The sequence below is a fragment of the Acrocarpospora pleiomorpha genome, assembly GCF_009687885.1.
Taxonomy (GTDB): domain Bacteria; phylum Actinomycetota; class Actinomycetes; order Streptosporangiales; family Streptosporangiaceae; genus Acrocarpospora; species Acrocarpospora pleiomorpha.
In genome coordinates, this window is sequence record NZ_BLAF01000057.1 from 50,116 (window position 1) to 72,526 (window position 22,411).

Sequence of the window (22,411 nt, forward strand, 5' to 3'; positions counted from 1 at the left end):
TAGCGGGTGGGCAGGGCGGACACTCCGGCCGACCGTGATAGCGGGCCTCTCGTTAGCCGCTGGTCAGCGGCCATCGCGGGCGCGGTGGTCTCTGGCACGGTCTTACGTCGGCCTACGTGTCCGCCCTGCCCACCCGCAGGGTGACCCGCCGTACTTCGCACCGGTCCTTGGAACAAAACGCTGGCCTGGGGAATGCAGATCGTGGAGTGGCCGGGGGGATGAGGGGAAAAGCGGGCAAAGTGCGGCGATCTGGAGGTGTGGTTGTGGTCACGCCTCTTGGGGTTCTCCGTGTTCGCGGACTGGGGTGGGTAACAGGGGGCGCTTCTTTGAGCGGCGGCGGAGGATGCGCATCACTACTGCTGCCATCATGATCACGACGGCCGCGCCGACGATTACTAAAGCGATTCCGCCGTAGCCGGTCGCGGAGACGGTGAGTTTGGCGGCTTTGCCGTAGACGCGGTCGTCGGGGGTGAGGAGTTGGACGTTGAGGGTTGCCTGGCCGCCGTCGCCGAGTACGGTGACGGGCACGTCGAAGGACTGGGTTTTGCCCTGGGGGACTTTTACGGTTTCGCTTTCGTAGACGCCTTCGGGGGCGCCTTGGGAGGCCTCTACGGCGAGTAGGGCGGGTTGGGCGGATTTTACGCGGATGGCGATCATGACGTCTTCGCGCATTCCGTTGGTGACGGTGACGGGGATTCGGCCGTTTTCGCCGGCGATGGAGCGGGGGTCGTCGGGGCGGGCGACCGATACCAGGGCGATGCGCGCGTCCACGGCTTGCTCGACCTTGGTGATGAACGCGGCCGCGTCTTTCTCGGCGCGCTGGCCGCGCCAGGAGGCTGAGGCCAGTCGTAGTAGCGCCGTCTCGAAGACCGGGGCGCCGCTGGTGGGCACCTTGGTGGCGGTTTCCACCTTTCTGGCCAGTTTGCGGACGGTCGTCATGTACGCCTTGGACAGCTCGGCCTGGCGCGCCTGCGGCGGGTAGACCAGATCGCCGCGTGGGGTCCGGCCGGGCTTCACGGAGTCGAGTGTGATCGGGCGGGTCCACGGCAGGGGCTTGAGCAGGTCGGCGACGAAGGCCGGGTCGGGGTTCCACATCCGGGCGGTGGGCGCGACGATCACGCTGGCCGCGCGGTTCGGCTGGGAGAGGCTGAGCATGGCGGTCTCGGCCAGGAAGCGCTGACGTGCGGCCAGCGCCGCTCCAGGTGCCTTGGTGTCGGTGCTCAGCAGCTGGCCCAGGACGGGATCGGCCAGCTGCGCGGTGACCTGGCCTTTGACCGTGTCCAGCGCCGCCGCGGGGACGGCGGTGGCGGCGTCGAGCGGGTTGACGGGCGGTAGCGCGGAGCCGGTCAGCAGCACGGAACGGGTTCCGTTGACGGCGAGCTCGTCGAGGCCGTCCCGATCGATCAGGCCGCCCGTCGGCCACACGGTGGTGGCCGGGATCTGCCGTTTGAGCAGCTGGCTGGCCACTGCGGAGCCCTGCGCCACGGCCTGCCCGGTCGCGTTGTCCAGCCCGTTGTGCACCAGGGCGGCCACATCCGGATCCCCGTACGGCGTGGCGATCACCGGGTTGTCGGCCAGGGCGGTGCGGACCCCGTTCAGCCACGCGCCCGCGTTGGGGTCGGCCGTCCGGTTCGCCCGGTCCCCGCTGTTGCCGTCCCTGTGCGCCTGGGACAGCCGCTGGGCGTCGTCCAGCAGGGCAGGGTCGACGAACCAGGTGACGTTGCTGTCCACCGTCTCGGCGAGTTTGAGCACGTTCGCCAGGCGGCCGTCGCCGAGCAGGTCCTCGTCCATGAAGACGCCGTCGTCGGCCTGATGCTGGCGGCCGATCATCGGCAGGGCGACCGCGACCCTGGTCTTGCTGAGCTGGGTGCCTGCGGGGATGTAGGTCAGGAAGGTGCGCGCGGCGGCCACCGGCGGCTCGGTGAGGCCGTGCGCGACCTCGATCGTCAGCGCGTACACCCCCGGCTGGGTCAGTCGCAGCTGGCCGGGGGCGAGGTCGAGGGTGAACGGGAACTTGCCGGTGGCGTCCAGCTGGGCGCCCTGGATGCTGGTCTTGTAGCTGTTGGTGAAGTCGGCCTGGCCGGTGGCGTGGGCGTCCATGTCGGCGCGGGACCGGAGCGGGGTGCCGGAGCCGTAGCGGACCCGGACGTAGACGGGGGCCTGCGGCGTGCCGCTGACCACGCCGGAGATCGTGATCGGGGCGGCGGGGTCCGGCGACTCCGGGGTGATCTCCGTGAGCACCACCCCGTCCGCGGCTGCGGCGGAGGCGCGCGCGCTCGCCGGGTATGCCAGACCTGGCGCGACGAGCCAGGCGGCGGTCAGAAGGGAAACCAGGCGACGCACGCCCTGAATGCTATAGGCCAGACGTACACACCCGTTGTCAGCCGGTGCGACCGTGACCGGTGAGATCCACGGGCTTGGCGTCCACGAGGGCGAACAGATGGATTGCTCGTAAGCGCACTACCGTGCTGCGTTCGCCGGTCGCGGTGTAGACGAACTCGTCGGGGTCGGTGCCGTCGATCAGGCGCTGGTCGATGAGCACGGTGAGCCGTTCCGGCAGCAGCAGCGGCCCGACCAGACCGGCGGCGTAGTCGGTGGCCGCGTTGACCAGGAAGGCCGAGGCCGGTTTGACCCGCTGCGCGCCCAGTAGCGCGCCTACCGCCGCGGGTTTGGGCGGCGTGGCGACGGACCCGATCACGGCCACCGGTTCCCGCACCCCGCGGACGGTGGTCTCGAAGACGCTGACCCCGACACAGGTACGCGCGGGGACTCCCAATACCTCTGGCAGGTCGTCGAAGCAAGTCAGGACACGGGGAAGCCGTACGATCTCATGGTGGATCTGATGGGCGAGGAGGCGGCGGTGGATCGCGAGGGCGTCCTGCATTGTCTGCGCTCCTTCATCGTGCCCCCGACAGATCTGCGACTGACCGTAACCTGGTGATCGCCATAGGTGTACTAGCCCAGAAGCACCTGTTCCGTAATCGAAGGACTACCCAGCTTGTCCCCTTCAAATCGTGTAGAGAGCGCTGTGAGCGACTTGTTCCGCCGGGTCGAGCCCGTCGCCGACGACCTCGGCGAGGTGTTCGCCAAGCGTGGCCACGAGCTCGCCCTGGTCGGCGGTCCGGTTCGTGACGTGCTGCTCGGCCGCGCAGGGCACGACCTCGACCTGACCACTGACGCCCGCCCCGAGCAGGTGCTGGAGATCGTCAGGGACTGGGCCGACGCGTTCTGGACGATCGGCATCGAGTTCGGCACCGTCGGCGCGCGCAAGGGCGACTGGCAGCTGGAGATCACCACCTATCGCAGCGAGGCGTACGACCCGAAATCCCGCAAACCCGAGGTGCGGTACGGCGACACGCTCGAAGCCGATCTGGCCCGCCGGGACTTCGCGGTGAACGCGATGGCGGTCCGGCTGCCGGGCCACGAGTTCGTCGACCCCCACGGTGGCCTGCGAGACCTGGCCGACCGCGTGCTGCGCACCCCGGGGACTCCCGAGCAGTCCTTCGGCGACGACCCGCTGCGCATGTTGCGTGCGGCCAGGTTCGCCTCGCAGCTGGGTTTCACGGTCGACGAGGCCGCGATCGACGCGATGCGCGACATGGCGGAGCGGATCGAGATCGTCTCGGCCGAGCGTATCCAGACCGAGCTGGACAAGCTGATCTGCGGCGCGAACCCGCGCGCCGGGCTCACCCTGCTGGTGGAAACCGGTCTTGCGGCACATGTCCTGCCCGAGTTGCCCAAACTCCGTCTGGAGATCGACGAGCACCACCGGCACAAGGACGTCTACGAGCACACCCTGATCGTGCTGGAGCAGGCGATCGCCCAGGAGGCCGCGGGTCCCGACCGGGTGCTGCGCTGGGCGGCGCTCCTGCACGACGTCGGCAAGCCCAAGACCCGCAAGAACGAACCGGGTGGCCGGGTCTCCTTCCACCACCACGAGGTGGTCGGCGCGCAGCTGACCAAACGACGCCTGAGCGAGCTGAAGTTCCCCAAGGAAGTGATCAACGACGTGGCCCGCCTGGTCGAGCTGCACCTGCGCTTCCACGGCTACGGCGAGGGCGAGTGGACCGACAGCGCGGTCCGGCGGTATGTGCGCGACGCCGACCACCTGCTCGACCGGCTGCACAAGCTCACCCGGGCCGACTGCACGACCCGCAACAAGCGCAAGGCGGCGGCGCTGTCGCGCACCTACGACGAGCTCGAGGAGCGCATCGCCCGGCTGGCCGAGGAGGAGGAGATCGCCAAGATCCGTCCGGAGCTGGACGGGAACGAGATCCAGGAGATCCTCGGCATCCCGCCGGGGCCGATGGTGGGGCGGGCGTACAAGTTCATGATGGACATCCGCATGGATGAGGGCATGATCGGCAAGGAGGCCGCCAAGGAGCGGCTCCTGGCCTGGGCGGCCGCCAATGGATGATCTCCTGAAGCTGGATCGGGAGCACGTCTGGCATCCCTACACCGCGTTCCCGCCCGCCGTTCCCGTGCACGCCGTCGCCCGGGCGAACGGGGTACGGCTCACGCTCGCCGACGGCCGGGAACTCGTGGACGGCATGTCGTCCTGGTGGGCGGCGATCCATGGGTACCGCCACCCCCGGCTGGATCAGGCGATCAGGACCCAGCTGGACGACATGGCGCATGTCATGTTCGGTGGGCTGACCCATGAGCCCGCAGTACGGCTGGCGGTCAGGCTCACCGAGATGACCGGGCTTGATCGGGTGTTCCTGGCCGACTCCGGCTCGGTGGCGGTCGAGGTCGCGATCAAGATGGCGATCCAGGCGACCGGCCGGACCCGGCTGTTCACGGTCCGGGGCGGCTATCACGGGGACACCTTCGAGTGCATGTCGGTGTGCGATCCGGTGAACGGCATGCATCACCTGTTCACCGGGGCGCTGGCGCAGCACGTGTTCGCGCCGCCGCCCCCGCTGGGTTACGAGGCGGCTCCGGATGAGGGTTACCTCAGCGAGGTGGCCGATCTCCTCGAACGGCACGCGCACGAGCTGGCCGCGATCATCCTGGAGCCCGTGGTTCAGGGTGCCGGGGGCATGCGCTTCTACCACCCCACCTATCTCCGGAAATTTCGGGAAATGGCTGATGCGCATGGGCTGTTGCTGATCGCCGATGAGATCGCGACCGGGTTCGGGCGGACCGGGGAGCTGTTCGGCTGCGACCACGCCGGGATCCGGCCGGACATCATGTGCGTGGGCAAGGCGCTGACCGGCGGATATCTCTCGCTGGCGGCGACCCTGTGCACCGCCGAGGTGGCCGACCGCATCGGACTGCTCATGCACGGCCCGACCTACATGGGCAACCCGCTGGCCACCGCCGTCGCGGGCGCGTCCCTGGACCTGCTGGCCGAACGTCCCTGGCGGGCGGAGGTGAAGGGCATCGAGGCCGCCCTGATGGAGGGCCTCGCGCCGGCGGTGCCGTACGCGAAGGACGTGCGGGTGCTCGGCGCGATCGGTGTGATCGAAGCCCACGAACCCGTGGATATCCAGAAAATTCAGGACATCGTCATGGAGCACGGGGTCTGGTTGCGGCCGTTCGGGCGGCTGATCTACACGATGCCGCCCTACGCGTGCGAGCCGGGCGACCTCACCATGATCACTGATGCCATGGTGGCCGCCGCCCATACGCTCACGTCGCCGTGACCGGCTGGCGCGCGACGGCGCGGTAGGCGAGCGCGGACACGCCGTACAGCACGCAGATCAGGGCGAGCACCCCGACCGAGCGCCCGTTCGGCGGCAGCAGCAGCGCGGCGATCGAGACCCCGACCACGAACATGCCGTTGAACAGGAAGTCGTAGATCGAGAAGATCCGGCCCAGGTAGGCGTCCTCGATGTCGCGCTGCACCACGGTGTCGGTGCAGATCTTGATGCTCTGGCCGGTGATCCCCAGCACGAACCCGGCCACCAGGAAGCCCGGCTCCCAGAACGGCACGCACAGCACGAACTCCAGCGCGCCCGCGGCCACCAGCATCATCGGGATCCACGTCTCGATCCGGAACCGCTGGGTGGCCCACGGCGTGATCAGCGCCGCCGCGAAATATCCGACCCCGGAGGTGGCCACCACGCCGGTGATCTGCGCTAACCCGGCCTCCGCGTTGTCGGTGAAGTAGTAGCGGAAGAGCAGCAGCACCAGGCCCATGGACATGCCGTAGAGCAGCCGGTGCGCCGCCATGCTGCCGAGCGCCGAGGAGGGCCCGCGCCGGTGCAGGACGTGCCTGGCGCCGTCGCGCAGCCCGGTGACCACGTTCCGCAGCGCTTCCTTCGTCTGCGGCCGACCCGGGTCGTACGCGGGGCCGAGCAGGTCCCTGGCCATGGTGGCGGCGATCAGCGCGCTGGACCCGAACATCACTCCGGAGATCACCAGGATGCCGGCGGTGCCGCCATACCCCGCGCCGAAGGCGAGCCGGAGCAGGAAGCCCGCGCCCGCGCCCACGAACGTGGCCACCGTGCCCGACGTCGGCGTGACCGCGTTGGCCATCATCAGCCGGTCGGCGGGCACCACGTGCGGCAGCGAGGCCCCCAGCGCCGCCAGGAAGAACCGGTTGACCCCGAGCACCCCGAAGGAGGCCGCGTAGAACACCCAGTCGGGCGCGTGCGCGGCCACCGCCGCCGCGGCCCCGAACAGGAACACCCCGCGCACCAGCGGCCCGATCACCAGGATCTGCCGCCGCGACCAGCGGTCGATGAACACGCCCGCGAACGGCCCGATGATCGAGTACGGCAGCAGCAGCACCGCGAACGCCGCCGCCACATCCGCCACCGAGGTCTGCTTCTCGGGACTGAAGAACGCGTATCCCGCCACGGCGAACTGGAAGATCCCGTCCGAGAACTGCGAGACGAGGCGGGTGCCGAACAGCCGCCGGAAGTCCCGGCCTTGGAGCACGACGCGCAGATCCGAGAGATAGGACACCCGGCAAGCCTAGTGCCGCAAGCAGAATGGGACATCAGGGTCATCCCGGATACAGGTCCTCCCACGGCTCAGGGTCTCGTACGCTCGATCGCGTGACCCCAGACGAACATGTCGTGCTGGTCGACGGCGAGGGAAACCCGATCGGCACCGCCCCCAAGTCCACGGTTCACGGCGCTCACACCCCGCTGCACCTGGCGTTCTCCAGCTACGTCTTCGATGGTGAGGGCAACGTGCTGCTCACCAGGAGGGCCGCGCATAAGATCACCTGGCCTGGGGTGCTGACCAACTCCTGCTGCGGCCATCCTCTGCCCGGGGAACCGCTGCCGGCCGCCGTCCTCCGCCGCCTCTCCTTCGAGCTGGGGATCACCGTGGAATCGGTGGACCTGCTGCTCCCGACCTTCTCCTACCGGGCGATCATGGACAACGGCACGGTCGAACACGAGCTCTGCCCGGTCTACCGGGTGCTCGCGGCCGGACGCGCCGAGCCGAACCCGGAGGAGGTGGGTTCGGTGGAGTGGGTGCCCTGGAAGGAGTTCGCCGATCAGGTCCTCAGCGGCGAGCTGGAGATCTCCCCGTGGGCGGCCGAGCAGGTGCCCCTGCTGGCCGCGCTCGGCCCCGACCCGCTCCGCTGGCCTATCGCCGATCCCACCAGACTGCCCCGAGCAGCCCAGCTATGAAGGAACGCCCCGGGCGCGATGCCCGGGGCGTTCCATATATCTCACGCGACTTCACGAGCCGCGCTGAGGGGGAAAGCGCTTAGCGTTCGACCTCGCCGCGGATGAACTTCTCCACGTAGTCCCTGGCCTCGTCGTCGGAGTACTGCTCCGGCGGCGACTTCATGAAGTACGAGGACGCGGAGAGGATCGGCCCGCCGATGCCCCGGTCTAGGGCGATCTTGGCGGCCCGGAGCGCGTCGATGATCACACCCGCCGAGTTGGGTGAGTCCCACACCTCCAGCTTGTACTCCAGGTTCAGCGGAGTGTCGCCGAAGGAACGGCCTTCCAGTCGCACGTACGCCCACTTGCGGTCGTCCAGCCACGGCACGTGGTCGGACGGGCCGATGTGCACGTCGGCGCGGCGCATCTCGTGCGGGATCTGCGAGGTCACCGACTGGGTCTTGGAGATCTTCTTGGACTGGAGGCGCTTGCGCTCCAGCATGTTCATGAAGTCCATGTTGCCGCCGAAGTTGAGCTGGTACGTGCGCAGCAGCTCCACCCCGCGGTCCTCGAACAGCTTGGCCATCACCCGGTGCGTGATCGTCGCGCCCACCTGGGACTTGATGTCGTCGCCGACGATCGGCACGCCCGCGTCGGTGAACTTCTGCGCCCAGACCGGGTCGGAGGCGATGAACACCGGCAGTGCGTTGACGAACGCCACCTTCGCGTCGATCGCGCACTGCGCGTAGAACCGGTCGGCCTCCTCGGACCCCACCGGCAGGTAGGACACCAGCACGTCCACCCGGGCGTCCTTGAGCACCTGGACCACGTCCACCGGGCGCTCGTCGGACTCCTCGATGATCTCGCGGTAGTACTCGCCGAGCCCGTCGAAGGTGTGACCGCGCTGCACGGTCACCCCCACCGGCGGCACGTCACAGATCTTGATGGTGTTGTTCTCCGACGCCACGATGGCCTCGGACAGGTCCCGCCCGACCTTCTTGGCGTCCACGTCGAAGGCCGCCACGAACTCCACGTCGCCGACGTGGTAGTCGCCGAACCGCACGTGCATCAGGCCCGGCACCCGGGTCGCCGGATCGGCGTCCCGGTAGTAGTGAACTCCCTGCACCAGCGACGCGGCGCAGTTCCCCACACCAACGATGGCCACACGCACCGAACCCATCGCTCTCGCTCCTTCGCTACTGAGAATCGGGATCTTCATCCCGATCTGCTTGGTTTTGTACGGCTTGCGCCCGTTCTGTGTTAATAAGCTCGTTCAACCAGCGGACCTCGCGCTCGACCGATTCCAAGCCGTGCTTCTGCAGCTCCAGCGTGTAACTGTCGAGACGTTCCCGGGTCCGGGCGAGGGCGGTGCGAACCAGGTCCAGGCGCTCTTCCAGGCGGCTTCGACGGCCTTCGAGAATGCGCAGCCGCACTTCTGCCTCCGTGTGACGGAAGAAGGCGAAGTGGATGCCGAAGCTCTCGTCCTCCCACGCGGAGGGGCCGGCCTGGGTCAGCAGTTCCTGGAGGCGTTCCTTGCCCTCGGCGGTGAGCTTGTAAACGATCTTGGACCGGCGGCCGAGCACCACGTCTTCCGGCGGCTCCTCCTCAACGATCAGACCCTCGGTGAGCAGGCCTTTCAGACAGGGGTAAAGCGAGCCGTACGAGAACGCGCGGAACATGCCGAGCAGCGTGTTGAGCCTCTTGCGGAGCTCGTAGCCGTGCAGGGGAGTCTCGTGGAGCGAGCCCAGGACGGCGAGTTCCAGAACGTTGCCACGGGGCCCGGTCACGGAAACCACCTCCCTGTGTGTCTGACCGATGTATCGAACTGATACATCACGAGGATACGTCGGCCCGTCATACCGTGCAACAAGCGGCCCCTGGCAAGCCGAGTCGGTCAACTGTTCGGCATGGGTTGGTAAAGGGTCGTAATCTGGGGCATGTGTGGTCACAGCGGGCGGTCGTGGATTACGGCCTCGCGAAGCGGGCGGCGATTCAGTCGATCCGCTCTGGTCACATGGAGTCACGGGACGTCTGCGACGCTCACCCCTATCTGCTTCGGGCCGCTCGGACGCTGGGGGAACCCACCGACTACGGCTGCCCGATATGCGAGCGTCAGAACGTCACGCACGTCACTTATGTGTATGGGGACGAACTGGGGCGTTCCGCAGGCCGCGTAAAGGCTTCGTCAGACCTTGTTGAGATGGCCCGTGAATACGAGGAATTCAGGGTCTACGTCGTCGAGGTCTGTCAAGGTTGTGGCTGGAACCACCTGGCGGTCTCGTTCCTTCTCGGAACAGGTGACCCCCCTGCGCGGGGCGGGCTTCCAGGTTGAGTACGCACGTGAGCACGCCGCCAAGGAAGCCGCCGAACCCCCGCCCGCCTGCCGAGTAGACGTTGACGAGCAACCCCAACGACCGATCGAGGACGCGTGAGTAACAGCAGCAGCTATGGCCCGGAGTCGGCCGACAGCCCCCGCGAGGGCGTCGGCGGGGCCCCTCGCCCTGGGCGGCGCCGTCGTTCTCCCGGCGAACCCCCCGCCTCGTGGGGCGAGCCTCCCGCACCCGCTGGGATGCCTCAGACGGGTGCGTACCAGAGCGGTACGCCACGGCGTGGTGAAGCCGCCTTCGAAGACACCGCCGCCATGGGGGCTGTTCCTCCCGGCCGGCACCTCTCGGCCGTACCGCCGCCCGAGCAGCGGCCCGCGCCTCCGGCTGGGCGGGGGTATGAGCGGGAGCGGGGGGGCAATGTGCCGTACCCGACGGGACCGGCCGATCGCACCCAGGCCCTGCGCCCACCGGGCGGCCCGGGCGGCGGTCCCGCTGGCTATCCCGGTGGTCCTGGGGGTGGCGGGGCTACTGGTAGTTATCCCGGCCCTGGCGGTCAGCCTGGTCCTGGCGGTCCCGGTGGTCCTGGGGGTCCCGGTGGTCCCGGTGGTCCTGGTGGCCGCTCAGGTGGTCAGCCCGGTGACCATACTCAGGCGATCGGCGCGCCTCCCGGCTTGCGCGCGGACGCGGCCGAGACCCAGGCATTACCGCCTGGGCGCCGACGTCGCGCGTCCGGCCCTCGGCCCGGTGGCCCCGGCGGTCCAGGGGGTCCAGGGGGTCCTGGCGGCCCGGGTGGTCCGGGGGATTTCGACGATGGCAAGAAGCCGCGTCGTAGGGGCTGGAAGCGTTTCCTGCCCAACTGGAAGATCGTGGTCATCGGGGTCACGGTGCTCACCGCGGGTCTGTTCGGGATGATCGCCGTCGCGTACGCCAATACCCCTGTGCCCACGGTCCAGCAGGCCGAGGCGCTCGCGCAGGGCAGCGTGCTCTACTACAGCGACGGCAAGACGAAGATCGCCCACCTCGGCACCAAGCGCACGATCATCACCATCGACAAGGTCCCCGAGCACGTCCAGGACGCGGTCATCGCGATCGAGAACAACAGCTTCCGCGAGGACTCGGGCATCTCCATCTCGGCCATGGTGCGTTCGGTCTACATGACCGCGACCGGCCAGCAGCTTCAGGGCGCCTCCACCATCACCCAGCAGATGGCGCGTAACTACTACGACGGCCTGAGCCAAGAGGTCTCGATCAAGCGCAAGGTCAAGGAGATCTTCGTCGCGGTCAAGATCAACAAGGAGATGGACAAGAACGAGATCCTCATCAACTACCTGAACACCATCAACTTCGGGCGCGCGTACGGGATCGAGGCGGCCTCCCAGGCGTACTTCGGCAAGTCCGCCTCGAAGCTCAACGAGGCCGAAGGCGCCTACCTGGCCGCGCGCATCCAGACGCCGAGCTGGGAGGCCAACGCGCCGGAGCTGAAGTCCCGCTTCACCGACGTCGTCAACGCGATGGCGAACTACAACGCCGAGAAGTACGGCAAGCTGCCCGCCACCGCCAAGTTCCCGAAGACCAAGCCGGACAAGGACGTCGACGAGCTGGGCGGCCTCAAGGGTTACATGGTCATGCAGGTCCTGGAGGAGCTCAAGACCCGCGGCATGACGCCCGACATGGTGCGCAGCGGCGGCTACAAGATCGTGAGCACCTTCGACCGGCGGCTCATGCTGGCCGCCAAGAAGGCCGTGACCAACGTCACCGCCAACATGTCGAAGGAGTTCCACACCGGCCTCGCGGCGGTCAACCCCAAGAACGGCCGCGTGATCGCCTTCTACGGCGGCAACGACTACGTGACCGACCCGTGGAACGAACCCTGGGACTCCAAGAAGCAGGCGGCGTCCGCCTTCAAGCCGTACGTGCTGGCCGCCTGGCTGGAATCCGGGTTCAGCCTCAACAGCTTCGTCCCCGGCAACAAGACCTTCCCGACCGACCCGCTGGAAGGCACCACGCCGATCACGAACAGCCACAAGGAGAAGGACGCGATCGACGTGGTCCGGGCCACCTCGGCCTCGATCAACACCGCGTACGCGTCGATGGCCTACGCGGTTCCCGGCCAGCTGGACACGGTCAAGGCGATCGCCGTCGACGCCGGTCTGGACGAGAAGCGCATGACCGACGACGTCGCGGAGCACAAGTACCTGTTCTCCATCGGCACGGCCCCGGTCACCGCCGTCGAACAGGCCGCCGGCTACTCGATCTTCGCCAATGCCGGCAAGCACGTCGACGCGCACACGGTGATCGAGGTCTCTGTTGTCAAGGACGGCAAGCGCAGCGTCGTACTCGGCGAGAAGAAGCCGGTTAAGCAGGTCATCTCCCCTGAAGCCGCCGCCGACTCGATCGTCGCGCTCAAGGCTGTGATCACCGGCGGCACCGCCTCCGGCAACGGCAACATCGGCCGCCCCGCCGGTGGTAAGACCGGCACCAACACCGGCGAGGAAGACGCCTGGTTCGTCGGCTTCACCCCGCAGCTGTCCACGGCTGTCGGTATGTACCGCGAACAGTGCAAGACGAAGAGCGGCAAGATCGTCCAGCCTCGGCACTCCAACTGCCCCAAGAAGACCTTCCCCGTCGAGATCGGCCTGGGCTTCCAGGGTGCTGACGCTCCCACCCGAATCTGGCGCGATTTCATGATCGAGGCCCACCGGAACTGGGCAGTTCAGGACTTCCCGCCTCGGGCTGGTACGGGGGCGCCGGAGAATATCGTTCCGAGCCCGTCTCCCACTCCGACGCCGGAGGTGGAGGGCGACTTCCCGCCGGACTTCCCGGACGATGGCGCCGAGTGCTTCCCCGGTGGGGAGGGGTGTGACGTCGACATTCCTGAGGATGACGGCAGTGTCGATCCGTTCACGGCTCCTGCGGCTCCGGCTACGGCTCCGCTGCCTGTGCCTACGGCGGCGAATCGCCGGGAGTAGGTGACGGGGTAGGTGACATCCTCGCCCGGTGGTCTTTTGGGACCGCCGGGCGTTGTGTTTTGGGGGCGGTGGTGGAGTTGAGCCTGGCGAGTTGTGGCGGTTGACGGGTGTTCTGGCCGGAGTTGGGCGCGCGTGAGTCGCCGCTGTTCGCCCGGGTGACGTTCTTGCTGTGTGTCGTCGGGATCACGGCCGGGACGTCGATCCCGGCATGGCGGGCAACATCCACCAGAGCCCGGCAGGCTCGCGCGCTGCGGAACTGCGTCCGCTGTGGGAGGCGCTCACCCGTCGGTATCCGGACGTGGCGCTGGGCATGGACGGCGTGCTCCGGGTCCGGCTGTATCGGCGGGTACTGGAGATCCGGGATGGCATGTTGTCGCTCACCTCGGTCGCGCCCCCGCCAACGAGTGAGAATCCGGGCGAAGTCGCGGCCTGGGTTACGTCGTCGCTGGAGGCGGCCCGCTCAGGTCAAGGGACGGGCCCGGCATTTGGGATCATTCCTGGACCGGATTTCGCTGGTGACATCGAAAGGGAAACGGCGTGGCTTCGACAGGTCGCAGCGGCGTACAAACTGGTCGGCAGGAAGAGAACCGTTACGCCCGTGGCATGACGGAGGTGTTCGCGCCCGCGCACATTGTCATCGGGCTGCCCCTGGTCGTCGGCGCGGTCACCGGTGGCTGGGGTGGCCTCGGCTGGGGCGCGCTGGCCGCGGGGCTGTGCGGCGGGATCCCGCTCACAGTGATCCTGGCAGGCGTCAAATCGGGGCGGTTCGGCAACAAGCACATCACCGACCGCGCCCAGCGGCCGTGGCTGATCGGTGTGATCGTCGCCCTGGTGGTCGCCGCGCTAGCCCTGCTGACCGTGCTCGGCTCCCCTCGAATAATGATCGCGTGTGTGGCCGTCATGCTCGCCACGCTGGCCGTGACCGGTCCGATCACGTTCTGGTGGAAGATCAGTTTTCATACGGCGGTGGCGGCCGGGAGCGTGGTGATGCTCGCCTGGCTGCTGCCACCTGCCCCGGTGTACGCGGTCGGGGCCGCGCTGGTGATGGTGATCGCCTGGTCCCGGGTGACGCTCGGGGACCACACGCCCGCCCAGACCGCCGCGGGGGTGCTCGCAGGCGGTGCGGCGACATGGACCATATTGGCCGCTCTGGCTTAGGACTTCTGACAAAATCCGCCAGTTGCGCATCAATGAGCAAGGTGAACCGGGCCCGAATCCGGCCCGTGTATGGCCCACGAATGCTGCGATACGACGACCTCCAGTGGTGAACAGCGAGACACGCATACCGCCGCGAAACAGGCAAACCCGTAGGTCGGACCAGGTATCGGCAGATCAGACAGGGACCGACCGGCCGTCCCCTGAACAGCTTGCTCCATGGGTGGGAAATCCACTGCGGGACGGGCGAAGCCCGGAAGGGGCGATGGCGGGGGCGGGCGGAGCCCGGGGGAAATCAAAGGGCTGGGTGGGTGGGAGAACCACCTCATCGAATGACATGTCCGGCTTGAGGCCTGCGGTGATTCGGAGGGTGGACACGCGGGGGATTCTGAGGGTGGAGGTCGCCAACGGGGGTGAGGGGGTGGTCCAATACCGGCATGACTCGGACCTCTAGTGCCCCGGGACCGTTGACGTCGGTTGCGTTCCGGGCCGTGCCGTACGTTCCGCTTGGTGTGTTCGCGGTGTTGGGCGCGTTCCTCGCGTACTTCTGGAAGTCGGCGTGCCGATTCGGGGGCGCGTGGAACACGGGGGTCGAGCAGTACAGCAACTTCTGTTACACCGACATTTACCCCCTCTGGTTCGCCCGCCAGCTGAGCGACGGCCGGATCCCGTACATCGACAATCCCGACGTCGAGTATCCCGTCGGCATTGGCGCGATCATGGAGTTCGCCCGCCGCCTGTCCTTCGGCGACGGCGTGACGTTCTACGACATCACGGTCATCCTCATGGGTGCCAGCCTGGTGGTCGGCGTCCTGCTGATGGCCGCCCTGGCCGGTCCCACCCGCCGCTGGGACGCCCTCTGGTACGCGATCGGCCCCGGCGTCGTGCTCTGCGCGTACATCAATTGGGACCTCGCGGCCGGCGCACTCGCGCTCGGCGGCCTGCTGGCCTGGGCCAGAGAGAAGCAGTACCTCGCCGGCGTCCTGCTCGCCCTCGCCGTCGCCACCAAGTTCTACCCCTTGATGTTCCTCGGCGCGCTGTTCCTGCTCACCGCCCGCACCGGCAAGTGGCTCGCGTTCGGAAAGACACTCGGCGCCGCCGTCGCCACCTGGCTCCTGGTCAACGTCCCGATCATGCTGATCAACTTCGCTGGATGGAGCAAGTTCTACGTCTTCAGCAGCGAGCGCGGAGTCGACTGGGGCGGGCTCTGGTTCTACTTCCAGAAGTACCAGTGGGGTTTCCTGGCCAACGCCGACGCGCTGAACGAGATGGCTATGGGCACCCTCGCGATCCTGCTCCTCGGCATCGCCGTCCTCACCGTCTCCGCCCCCCGCCGCCCCAGACTGGCCCAGATCTGCTTCCTGGCCCTGGCCGCCTTCATGGTGACAAACAAGGTCTGGTCACCCCAATACGTCCTCTGGCTGGTCCCCCTCGCCGTCCTCGCTCGCCCGAAATGGCCCGCCCTCGCGATCTGGCAACTCACCGAAGTCTGGTACTTCTTCGCGATCTGGCTCTATTTCGTCGGCATGGACCCCGCCCACACGGCTGAAGGCATCAGCGACGGCCCGTACTTCCTGGCGGTCTGGGCCCGCGCCCTAGCCGTAACAGCCCTGATGGCCCTCGTCGTCTGGGACATCCTCCGCCCTGAACGCGACCTCGTCCGCCAAAACGACATCGACGACCAATCCGGCGGCGTCTTCGACCACGCCCCCGACCGCTTCGTCCTATTCCGCCGCCCCCCAGCTCCAGTGAGCTGAATCTTTCACCGGATTTAAGGCCCCCTTCTGGTACGGCCGGGCTTGGCGATCGCAGGGCTTGCCATGCGTCTGGAAGGCCGCGCTGTGGCGTTCCGCGAACGGCGTGCCCTTGCTATGGAGCGGGCCGAGAGCCTGACCCAGGGCAGCCCACGGTCGGACCTGGTGGCTGCAGGGCGAGATTCCCGTGCGTCTGGAAGGCCGCGCTGTGGTACGAGGGCGGTGGCGTCCCGCGAACGGCGCGCGCTCGCTACGGAGCGGGCCGAGGTCTGATCGGGGCGGCCCGACGGTCGGACTTGGCGGCTGCAGGGCGAGGTTGCCGTGCGTCCGGAAGGCCGCGTTTTGGTACGGGGCGGGCGCTGCATCCCGAACGGCGTACCCCGGGCAGGCCGAGGGTCTGACTCGGGGCGGCCGGACCTGGTGGCGCGGGGCGATGTCCTGCGCGGGTCGCCAGCGCGAGCTGGTCGGGGGTGAGGGCGGCCCACGGCGGAGCCCGTATTCCGGCGAGAGGGTGACGGCGAGGTCGGCTGCGGTGTGCGTGGAAGCGAGACGGCGTCGTCGTTGAGCTGCCCGCGGTGACCTTCATTGAGGATGAGGCCGGTTTCCTGGTGGAGGAGTCGTTGATGTTTCTCGTCGCTCCCGACCTGAGGTCTGCTCGGACGGATGATCGCCCGCTAACCTGCGTCTGACGGATTGTTCGGGATGACGGTTTTTTCGGGGAAGGTCAGGTAATCGTGCGATATGCACTGCCAGTCTGGGTGATCACCCGAACCGTCCTGTTCCTGGCCGCGACCCAGGTCATCCCGGTCGGCCACGAGGGCTCCTTCGACAACGACGTCCGCCTGTACGGCGACTGGGCGACCATCCTGCTGAGCGGTGAGTTCCCAGCAGGCGATGAAAAATGGCAGTATCCCCCGTTCGCCGCTCTGCCCATGCTGGCCCCCCACCTGCTCCCCTGGAGCTACCAGATCTCGTTCTACGTGATCGCGCTCCTCTGCGACCTCGCCATCCTGCTGCTCGTCAACCGATTCGCGACCCGCTCCGGCACCGGCCCCGCCGCGATCTGGGCTTGGACGATCGGCGCCGCGATGCTCGGGCCCGTACTCATCTCGCGATACGACCTGATGGTCACCCTTGTCGCGGTCGCCGCCCTCACCGTCTCCCGGGACGCCCTCATCCGGGGCATGCTCATCGGCGTCGGCCTGTCCATCAAGGTGTGGCCGATCGCGCTCCTGGTCGGCCTCCGTCGCTGGCGCGAACTGCTCACCGGCACCGGCGCCGCACTCGGCGCCACGATCGTGGCGTGCGGAGCCGCCGCCCTGGTCATGCCGCACGCGCTCGACTTTCTCACCAACCAGCAGGAACGCGGCCTCCAGGTCGAATCCCTGGCCGGAACGCCGTTCGTGCTCGGCCGCGTACTCGGCTGGTGGGGTGGTTTCACCAGCTACCAGCATGGCGCGATGGAACTCGTCGGCGACGGCATCGAAACCGCCACTCGGATGAGCGTGATCGCCACCCCCGTGGCGTTGCTGCTCCTGTTCGTCTGGTGGCTACGCGCCACCCCCACCGAGACGACCTACTACGACGCCGCCTTCACCACCGTGCTCTTCCTGGTCCTGACCAGCCGCGTCCTGTCCCCCCAGTACCTGATCTGGCTGATCGGCATCGCCGCCGTCGCGTTCGCGGTCCGCGAGTCCAGCCAGCGCCCCGCCGCCTGGCTGCTCCTGACGGCCATGCTGCTGACCGGGATCATGTACCCCTGGGTCGAGGAGGACTACAGCTGGACCGGCCAACTCCCCGGCACCCTGGTCCTGGTCACCCGCAACCTGATCCTGCTCGCCGCCGCGATCGTCTCATTCGCAGCCCTCTGGCGAAGCACCCGCCCCGCCCTGGCGAAACCGGAACCTGTACCCGCTATTTAAGCTCGCGAATCCAGAGAGTTTATCCACAGGCTGTGGGAAACATCCGGCGACCACCGCGACGATATGCACAGGCGAACGGCCTGGGTGTGGTTTGGGCGGTCCCGCATCACGGGCGTTGTGTGGATGGCCTGGTCACGGGCGTAATGCGGGCGGTCCGGGCCGCGGCGCTGTGTGGATGGGCCTGATCCGGTTTGCCGGGACACCTGAGATCAGGGGTTCGTCCCGGAAGGAGAGCATGGGCAAGAAGCGACGTCCGCGTCGCTCGTCCGCGTCGGAGCTCAAAGCCGAGACCATCGAGCTGTGCCAGCGGGGTACTCACTCGGTCGGCCAGGTGACCAAGGACTTCGATCTGACCAACACATCGTTGCTGTCGGTCAAACCGGATCAAACCCAGTCCTGGTCACGAGCGCGGTATGGGTGGTCCGGGCCGCAAGTGCTGCGTAGATGGTCCCGGTTACGGGTGTTGTGTGGATAGTCCGGGTCTCGGACATGGTGTGGGTGGTTCGGGTCATGCTTGGCGGTACAGTCCCTATCCACGTCGAAGGCCGAGGATCGGACGGCTGGTCCGGGTCCTCCGATTCATCCGGATCGGCGGTTTCCTCCTCAGGCTCTCCAGCCGGTTCGCCAGGATCCTCCGGCTGAACTCGCAAGTGGCTACGAATCACTGCGAAACCTTCCTTCCCGGTCCCCGGGGTCCGCCCCCAAGACGACGAACGGCTCGCATCGGTCTCCTGTCCTGCTGGAGACACCCACACGAGCCGCCGACCCCTCCTCACGGCACCGGATCAGCCAGCGCTCTGGCCCCCATCACCCATGTCCGATGCGCGATCCGGAGATGCCAAAGCACATCTCACAGCTCCCGACTTACGTTTGCAACCGGTTCAGCCCTATCGAGAACGTCTAACCATGTGTGACAGTCCGACTCCACAATGAGGCACCCTCCGGCCGCATGTCCACACGCTCCCATTTCCAAGGCTCCTGACCTGCCAAAACGCAATCGCTATCGGCAATTTCGCCTAAGTGATGGCTGGGCTCACGACCTCTACCCACAGCCCTCAAGCTCCCAAAGGGCAACATTCCCTCACAAAGAGTTCTTGATTGTGACCACACCCTGTGCGGGACTATTTGATAACCGAAGCCAGTGCAATCGCATTAAATGAACACACAGCACCGTCAACCCCTCTCCGTACTCCCGTCCCCTCACCACGATCCGCTGGCTGACACCGACGTTGACCCGAGGGGGGGGTTTCCCACTTGTCGTTTATGCCGGAACCACGGATGTCAACGGATGGAACAAGGGCCTGGGTGGGTGGGAGCGTCATCTCCGCCCGTGGATCACGAGAAAGCCGATGGCCGTTAAGCGTGACCGGATACGTTCACCGGGTCCTGGTTTTCAGGCCGCCTGGTGGACGGCGCGCGATTTCGGTGAACGTCGGTGGCCGACTCCTGGCTCCTATGCCTGGTCAGGGATGTGGACGATGGTTTCGGTGCCGTCGTCCCAGCGCCACGGCACGTGATGGCCCTGGAGGTGCACGCCCCCGATCCATCGGTCGATGCCGTTGAGGGCGATCTGGTCGGCCTCACCCGCCAGCACCCGCGCCCCGGTGTCGGTCAGACACACGCCTGTCGTACGTTCGACAGCACGGCCGGGCGGATCGAGGCGCAACAGCGGGTACGGCCCCTCCGCCATCCAGCCCATCCGGCCGAAGCACGTGATGTCCCCCATGTACGGCCGCGTCTCCCGCGCCCCGGCCCGTACGAAGGCCGCCCCGGCGTCGTCCGCGCCGTCGGCGACGGCGGCCAACACCCGCCGCTCGGTCAGCGACAGGCCATCCCGCGTCGCCGGATACTCCCGGCTGAGCCGGTCGAATGCCTCCCCCAGGAACCGCAGCTCGCCCAGCCGGGCGGCAGCGACGGTTGCCAGGCCCTCGGGGGTGGGCGCGCGGAAAGTCGCCCAAGCAAGGGTGGCCAGTTCGAGCGCCGCCGGGGTCAGCCGCGCGCACGCGTCCGTAGCCGGCAGTTTGCGCAACTGCTCGGCGGTCAGCTGTCCGAGACCGCCGAAGCGGGCGATGCCCGCGTGCTCGCCTATGCAGATCAAAGTAACGCGCTCGGCGGAAACGCCCAGCTCGGCCAGGCGGGCGAGGATCTCGACGATCTGCAGTTGGTCGTACAGGTCCGCCTCGAACCACAGCACGTACTCCCCGTCGCGGTTGGTCTCCAGGGCCTGGTCCCGCTCGGTGAACTGGCGCATCGTCTCGACGGGCTCGACACTCTCGTTGCCGGTGAGGTACTCGATCCTGATCCGGCGTAGTTCGGCCGGCGTGACCTTGGGCACCGGCCCTTCGTGGAGGATGTCGCGCCAGTAGACCACGCTGCGCGCGAGCCCGGTCCCGGGCACGTCAGTGCAGTCGCCGTTGCTGATGTGCAAGGCCTCGGGCATCCAGTCGAGCGGGGAGTCGTCCGGTATGGTGCCCGGGTGTTCGACGAGGAGCCTGCTGCGGGCAGTCGCGTACGACTCGCCGGTCTTGGCCATCCGGGCGCGCACACGCCGCTTGAAATCAGCCTGCTTGGTCATGATCGTCTCCCGCGTCCCGTCCGCGGATCCCCCAGCGATCACTGCGGCGGGCGCACGATCGACGAATGACGCCCCGGCCGAGAGGTGAACCTCCCTTTGCCTCCGTAGGGTGACCCAGCTGGGGCGGGTCGCCGGAGGTTGGGCGCGGACGGTCGCCCTCCTCAAGGTACTTGCCAGCCGGTACGCCGCGCGACCCCTGGCCCACCGTGCATGAGAATCCGCAACCTCATGATCTGAACCCCGCACAGCTCCTATCAGCCCTCCCATGGGTTTTCGCCCTCGTAGCGCAATCCTCGCCTCGGGTGGGCGATCCTCCGGGAGGGCGGCAAAGCCCCAAAGTGAGCAATCCCTGAGGGCCGGACCGTAGCCCCGGAAACGAATCAAGGATGTGTGGGTGGGGCACTGGATCAGCTGCCGCTTCGTTCGGGCGGCCACAGTGCTGGCGGGGCGACGCCTGAGGAGAAACAGAGGACTCGCGCGATGGACGCCCTTCGCCGAGCGCGCGAACACGCAGCTCACGATGGGGTCCAGGCGTTGCAGAACATCAGCGAATGCCCATGGAAGACCGGTGACATTATCGCTGCCGCGCCTCCTTCGTCGCGACAATTCACACATAAACGACTACACAGAGTTGCCAATCGAACGTGTGAGCGATATCCTGACGGAGGTTGACTGGCCGATCCACGACAGGAGGTGGTCCGCGATGATGACATCGGGTGCGGTGCTGCTCCTGCCCAGCCACCATGCCGCCACCTCTTCCCCCACAGGCTCCCCCGCTGACGCCACCCCCTCCTACCCGCCCCCGCAACCCCGCGCTCCAGCCGACCGTGACGGCCGCGACCCCACCGGACCTTCCCTCAACCCCGGCTCAGACGATGCGCCGGTCCTCCACCCAGAAACGCCTCCACCCCAGCGACACGCCGGGACACCTCAAACCGGCCGCATTCCCAGCGATTCCCATCGCGCGGTCCTGCTGTTCGACCCTTCCCGGGCCGACTCCAGCAAAGACTCCGGGACCCCACAGTCCAACATCCCGCATTTGAGTACCGCGCATCCCGGTCTCTCGCATTCCGGCATAGCCCACCCCGCAACGGCGCATTCCAGCACCGCCCAGGCCACCGCTGAACCCGCCAACACCCGGTTCGGCTCTGCCCAGTTCGGGCCCACCCAGTTCGGTCCGGCCCAGCAGCCCGGTGTCCGGCCCTCTGGTACCCGACCCACCGGCGGCCACTGGCCATCGCCCGGTTCCGGGCAGGAGTCCTGCGGCTGCGGGCACGTGAGCGGTCAGTGTGTTCACCAGGCCGGTGCTGGTGCCCGGGAGACGGATCAGCGTGCCCGGGAAACCGGTCAGCGTACCGAAACGGCCGGTCACGCTGCCCGGGAGGCTGATTGGGGTGCCTGGGGGAATGAGCGGGCTGCCGGTCGCGGGCAGGCGACCCGGGGGACCGATCAGGGTTCTGGTGGTGCTGCGGGGTGTGGGGATTATCCCGATCATCCCGATCATCCCGATCGCTCTGGCCGCTCCGATCGCTCTGATCATCCTGGCCGCTCCGATCACCCTGACCCGGGTTTGGCCGGGGCGGCGATACGGGAGTGGCTGCGCCAGGGGGAGGTGATCGCCGCCGATGGGTCGCGGGTGCCCTCCGATGTGGAGGCGGCGATGGCGGAGATCGTGGTGTTGGCGCGGGTGATCGATCGGGCCGAAGCCGCGATCGCGGTCCGGCTTGCCGTGGCCGACGCCGGGAAAGGCCAGCAACTGTTCGGGCGGCGTTCGCTCGGGGCGTGGCTGGCCGCGGCCACCGGTTCCCGGGCCGCTAGGGCGGGGGAACGCGTCACCCTGGCCCGCCAGTTGTCCCGGCTGCCCGACCTGGCCGCGCAACTGGCCGAGGGCAGTCTGCCGTTCGGGGCCGCAGCCGCGGTCGCCTCAGCGGTCCGGCACCTGGACGACACCGACACCCGGCTGGCCGAACCCATCCTGCTGACCCTGGCCGCCGATCCGGCCGCCACCGTCGAAGACCTCGCCCACGCCGGTCGGGTGATCCTGGAGACCGTCGACCCCGGCGGCCGGCTGGCCCGCGCCGCCGCCCTCACCGAACGCCAGCATCTGAACATCGCCGCCACCTTGAACGGGATGGGCC

General features: G+C 67.8%; 17 protein-coding genes. 10 read left to right on the forward strand and 7 right to left on the reverse strand.

All coding sequences use genetic code 11. The features are described 5' to 3' along the window. Positions 1 to 267 precede the first annotated feature (267 nt). Positions 268 to 2,343 carry a DUF6049 family protein gene (locus Aple_RS38235; RefSeq protein ID WP_155349642.1) on the reverse strand — a complete coding sequence of 692 codons (2,076 nt, stop codon included), beginning with the start codon at positions 2,341 to 2,343 and terminating at the stop codon, positions 268 to 270. Between the two features lie 37 nt (positions 2,344 to 2,380). Further along, positions 2,381 to 2,884, reverse strand: coding sequence for an aminoacyl-tRNA deacylase (locus tag Aple_RS38240; protein WP_155349643.1), 504 nt, complete (start codon positions 2,882 to 2,884; stop codon positions 2,381 to 2,383). A gap of 114 nt (positions 2,885 to 2,998) precedes the next feature. On the opposite strand from Aple_RS38240, the gene Aple_RS38245 reads away from it, so the two are divergent. Both Aple_RS38245 and Aple_RS38250 read left to right on the forward strand, forming a co-directional pair. Further along, complete coding sequence (locus Aple_RS38245; RefSeq protein WP_155349644.1) at positions 2,999 to 4,417, forward strand: CCA tRNA nucleotidyltransferase; 1,419 nt, start codon at positions 2,999 to 3,001, stop codon at positions 4,415 to 4,417. Next, a complete protein-coding gene (locus Aple_RS38250; protein WP_155349645.1) occupies positions 4,410 to 5,648 on the forward strand; it encodes an adenosylmethionine--8-amino-7-oxononanoate transaminase in 1,239 nt (412 codons plus the stop codon). Before Aple_RS38245 ends, Aple_RS38250 begins: the two co-directional genes overlap by 8 nt. Here Aple_RS38250 and Aple_RS38255 read toward each other — a convergent pair. Further along, complete coding sequence (locus Aple_RS38255; RefSeq protein WP_155349646.1) at positions 5,635 to 6,915, reverse strand: MFS transporter; 1,281 nt, start codon at positions 6,913 to 6,915, stop codon at positions 5,635 to 5,637. The genes Aple_RS38250 and Aple_RS38255 overlap by 14 nt on opposite strands. A 92-nt stretch (positions 6,916 to 7,007) precedes the next feature. Here Aple_RS38255 and idi point away from each other — a divergent pair, with 92 nt between their 5' ends. Next, positions 7,008 to 7,592 (forward strand): isopentenyl-diphosphate Delta-isomerase, encoded by a 585-nt coding sequence (idi, locus tag Aple_RS38260; protein WP_246265035.1) that lies wholly within the window; start codon positions 7,008 to 7,010, stop codon positions 7,590 to 7,592. 79 nt (positions 7,593 to 7,671) lie between these two features. Here the strand turns inward: idi and Aple_RS38265 are convergent, their stop codons facing one another. Together Aple_RS38265 and Aple_RS38270 are read right to left on the reverse strand one after the other, a co-directional pair. Further along, a complete protein-coding gene (locus Aple_RS38265) occupies positions 7,672 to 8,751 on the reverse strand; it encodes an inositol-3-phosphate synthase (RefSeq protein ID WP_155349648.1) in 1,080 nt (359 codons plus the stop codon). A gap of 16 nt (positions 8,752 to 8,767) precedes the next feature. Next, the gene (locus Aple_RS38270; RefSeq protein ID WP_155349649.1) at positions 8,768 to 9,358 is read right to left on the reverse strand and encodes a PadR family transcriptional regulator; all 591 of its coding nucleotides are present in this window, start codon (positions 9,356 to 9,358) and stop codon (positions 8,768 to 8,770) included. Positions 9,359 to 9,510: 152 nt separating this feature from the next. Between Aple_RS38270 and Aple_RS52425 the strand changes: the two genes are divergently transcribed. From Aple_RS52425 to Aple_RS38295, 6 genes are all read left to right on the forward strand, one after another. Further along, positions 9,511 to 9,903, forward strand: a complete 393-nt coding sequence (locus Aple_RS52425; RefSeq protein WP_170321884.1) for a DUF5318 family protein — start codon at positions 9,511 to 9,513, stop codon at positions 9,901 to 9,903. Positions 9,904 to 10,764: 861 nt separating this feature from the next. After that, positions 10,765 to 12,867: a transglycosylase domain-containing protein gene (locus Aple_RS38275; protein WP_155349650.1), complete on the forward strand. Its 2,103-nt coding sequence runs from the start codon at positions 10,765 to 10,767 to the stop codon at positions 12,865 to 12,867. Between the two features lie 208 nt (positions 12,868 to 13,075). Beyond that, positions 13,076 to 13,474 (forward strand): DUF6545 domain-containing protein, encoded by a 399-nt coding sequence (locus tag Aple_RS38280; RefSeq protein ID WP_155349651.1) that lies wholly within the window; start codon positions 13,076 to 13,078, stop codon positions 13,472 to 13,474. After that, positions 13,471 to 14,025: a phosphatase PAP2 family protein gene (locus Aple_RS38285; RefSeq protein WP_155349652.1), complete on the forward strand. Its 555-nt coding sequence runs from the start codon at positions 13,471 to 13,473 to the stop codon at positions 14,023 to 14,025. The genes Aple_RS38280 and Aple_RS38285 overlap by 4 nt, the downstream gene beginning before the upstream one ends. Before the next feature lie 488 nt (positions 14,026 to 14,513). Next, a complete protein-coding gene (locus tag Aple_RS38290; RefSeq protein ID WP_246265037.1) occupies positions 14,514 to 15,779 on the forward strand; it encodes a glycosyltransferase family 87 protein in 1,266 nt (421 codons plus the stop codon). A 731-nt stretch (positions 15,780 to 16,510) separates the two neighbouring features. Then, positions 16,511 to 17,698 (forward strand): glycosyltransferase 87 family protein, encoded by a 1,188-nt coding sequence (locus Aple_RS38295; protein ID WP_155349654.1) that lies wholly within the window; start codon positions 16,511 to 16,513, stop codon positions 17,696 to 17,698. Between the two features lie 1,453 nt (positions 17,699 to 19,151). On the opposite strand, the gene Aple_RS38300 is transcribed toward Aple_RS38295, so the two are convergent. Together Aple_RS38300 and Aple_RS38305 are read right to left on the reverse strand one after the other, a co-directional pair. Continuing rightward, positions 19,152 to 20,273 carry a DUF1835 domain-containing protein gene (locus Aple_RS38300; protein WP_246265038.1) on the reverse strand — a complete coding sequence of 374 codons (1,122 nt, stop codon included), beginning with the start codon at positions 20,271 to 20,273 and terminating at the stop codon, positions 19,152 to 19,154. An 868-nt stretch (positions 20,274 to 21,141) separates the two neighbouring features. Next, positions 21,142 to 21,813: a hypothetical protein gene (locus tag Aple_RS38305; RefSeq protein ID WP_155349655.1), complete on the reverse strand. Its 672-nt coding sequence runs from the start codon at positions 21,811 to 21,813 to the stop codon at positions 21,142 to 21,144. A gap of 30 nt (positions 21,814 to 21,843) precedes the next feature. On the opposite strand from Aple_RS38305, the gene Aple_RS38310 reads away from it, so the two are divergent. After that, on the forward strand, positions 21,844 to 22,411 hold a 568-nt coding region (locus tag Aple_RS38310), incomplete at its 3' end, for a DUF222 domain-containing protein (RefSeq protein WP_155349656.1).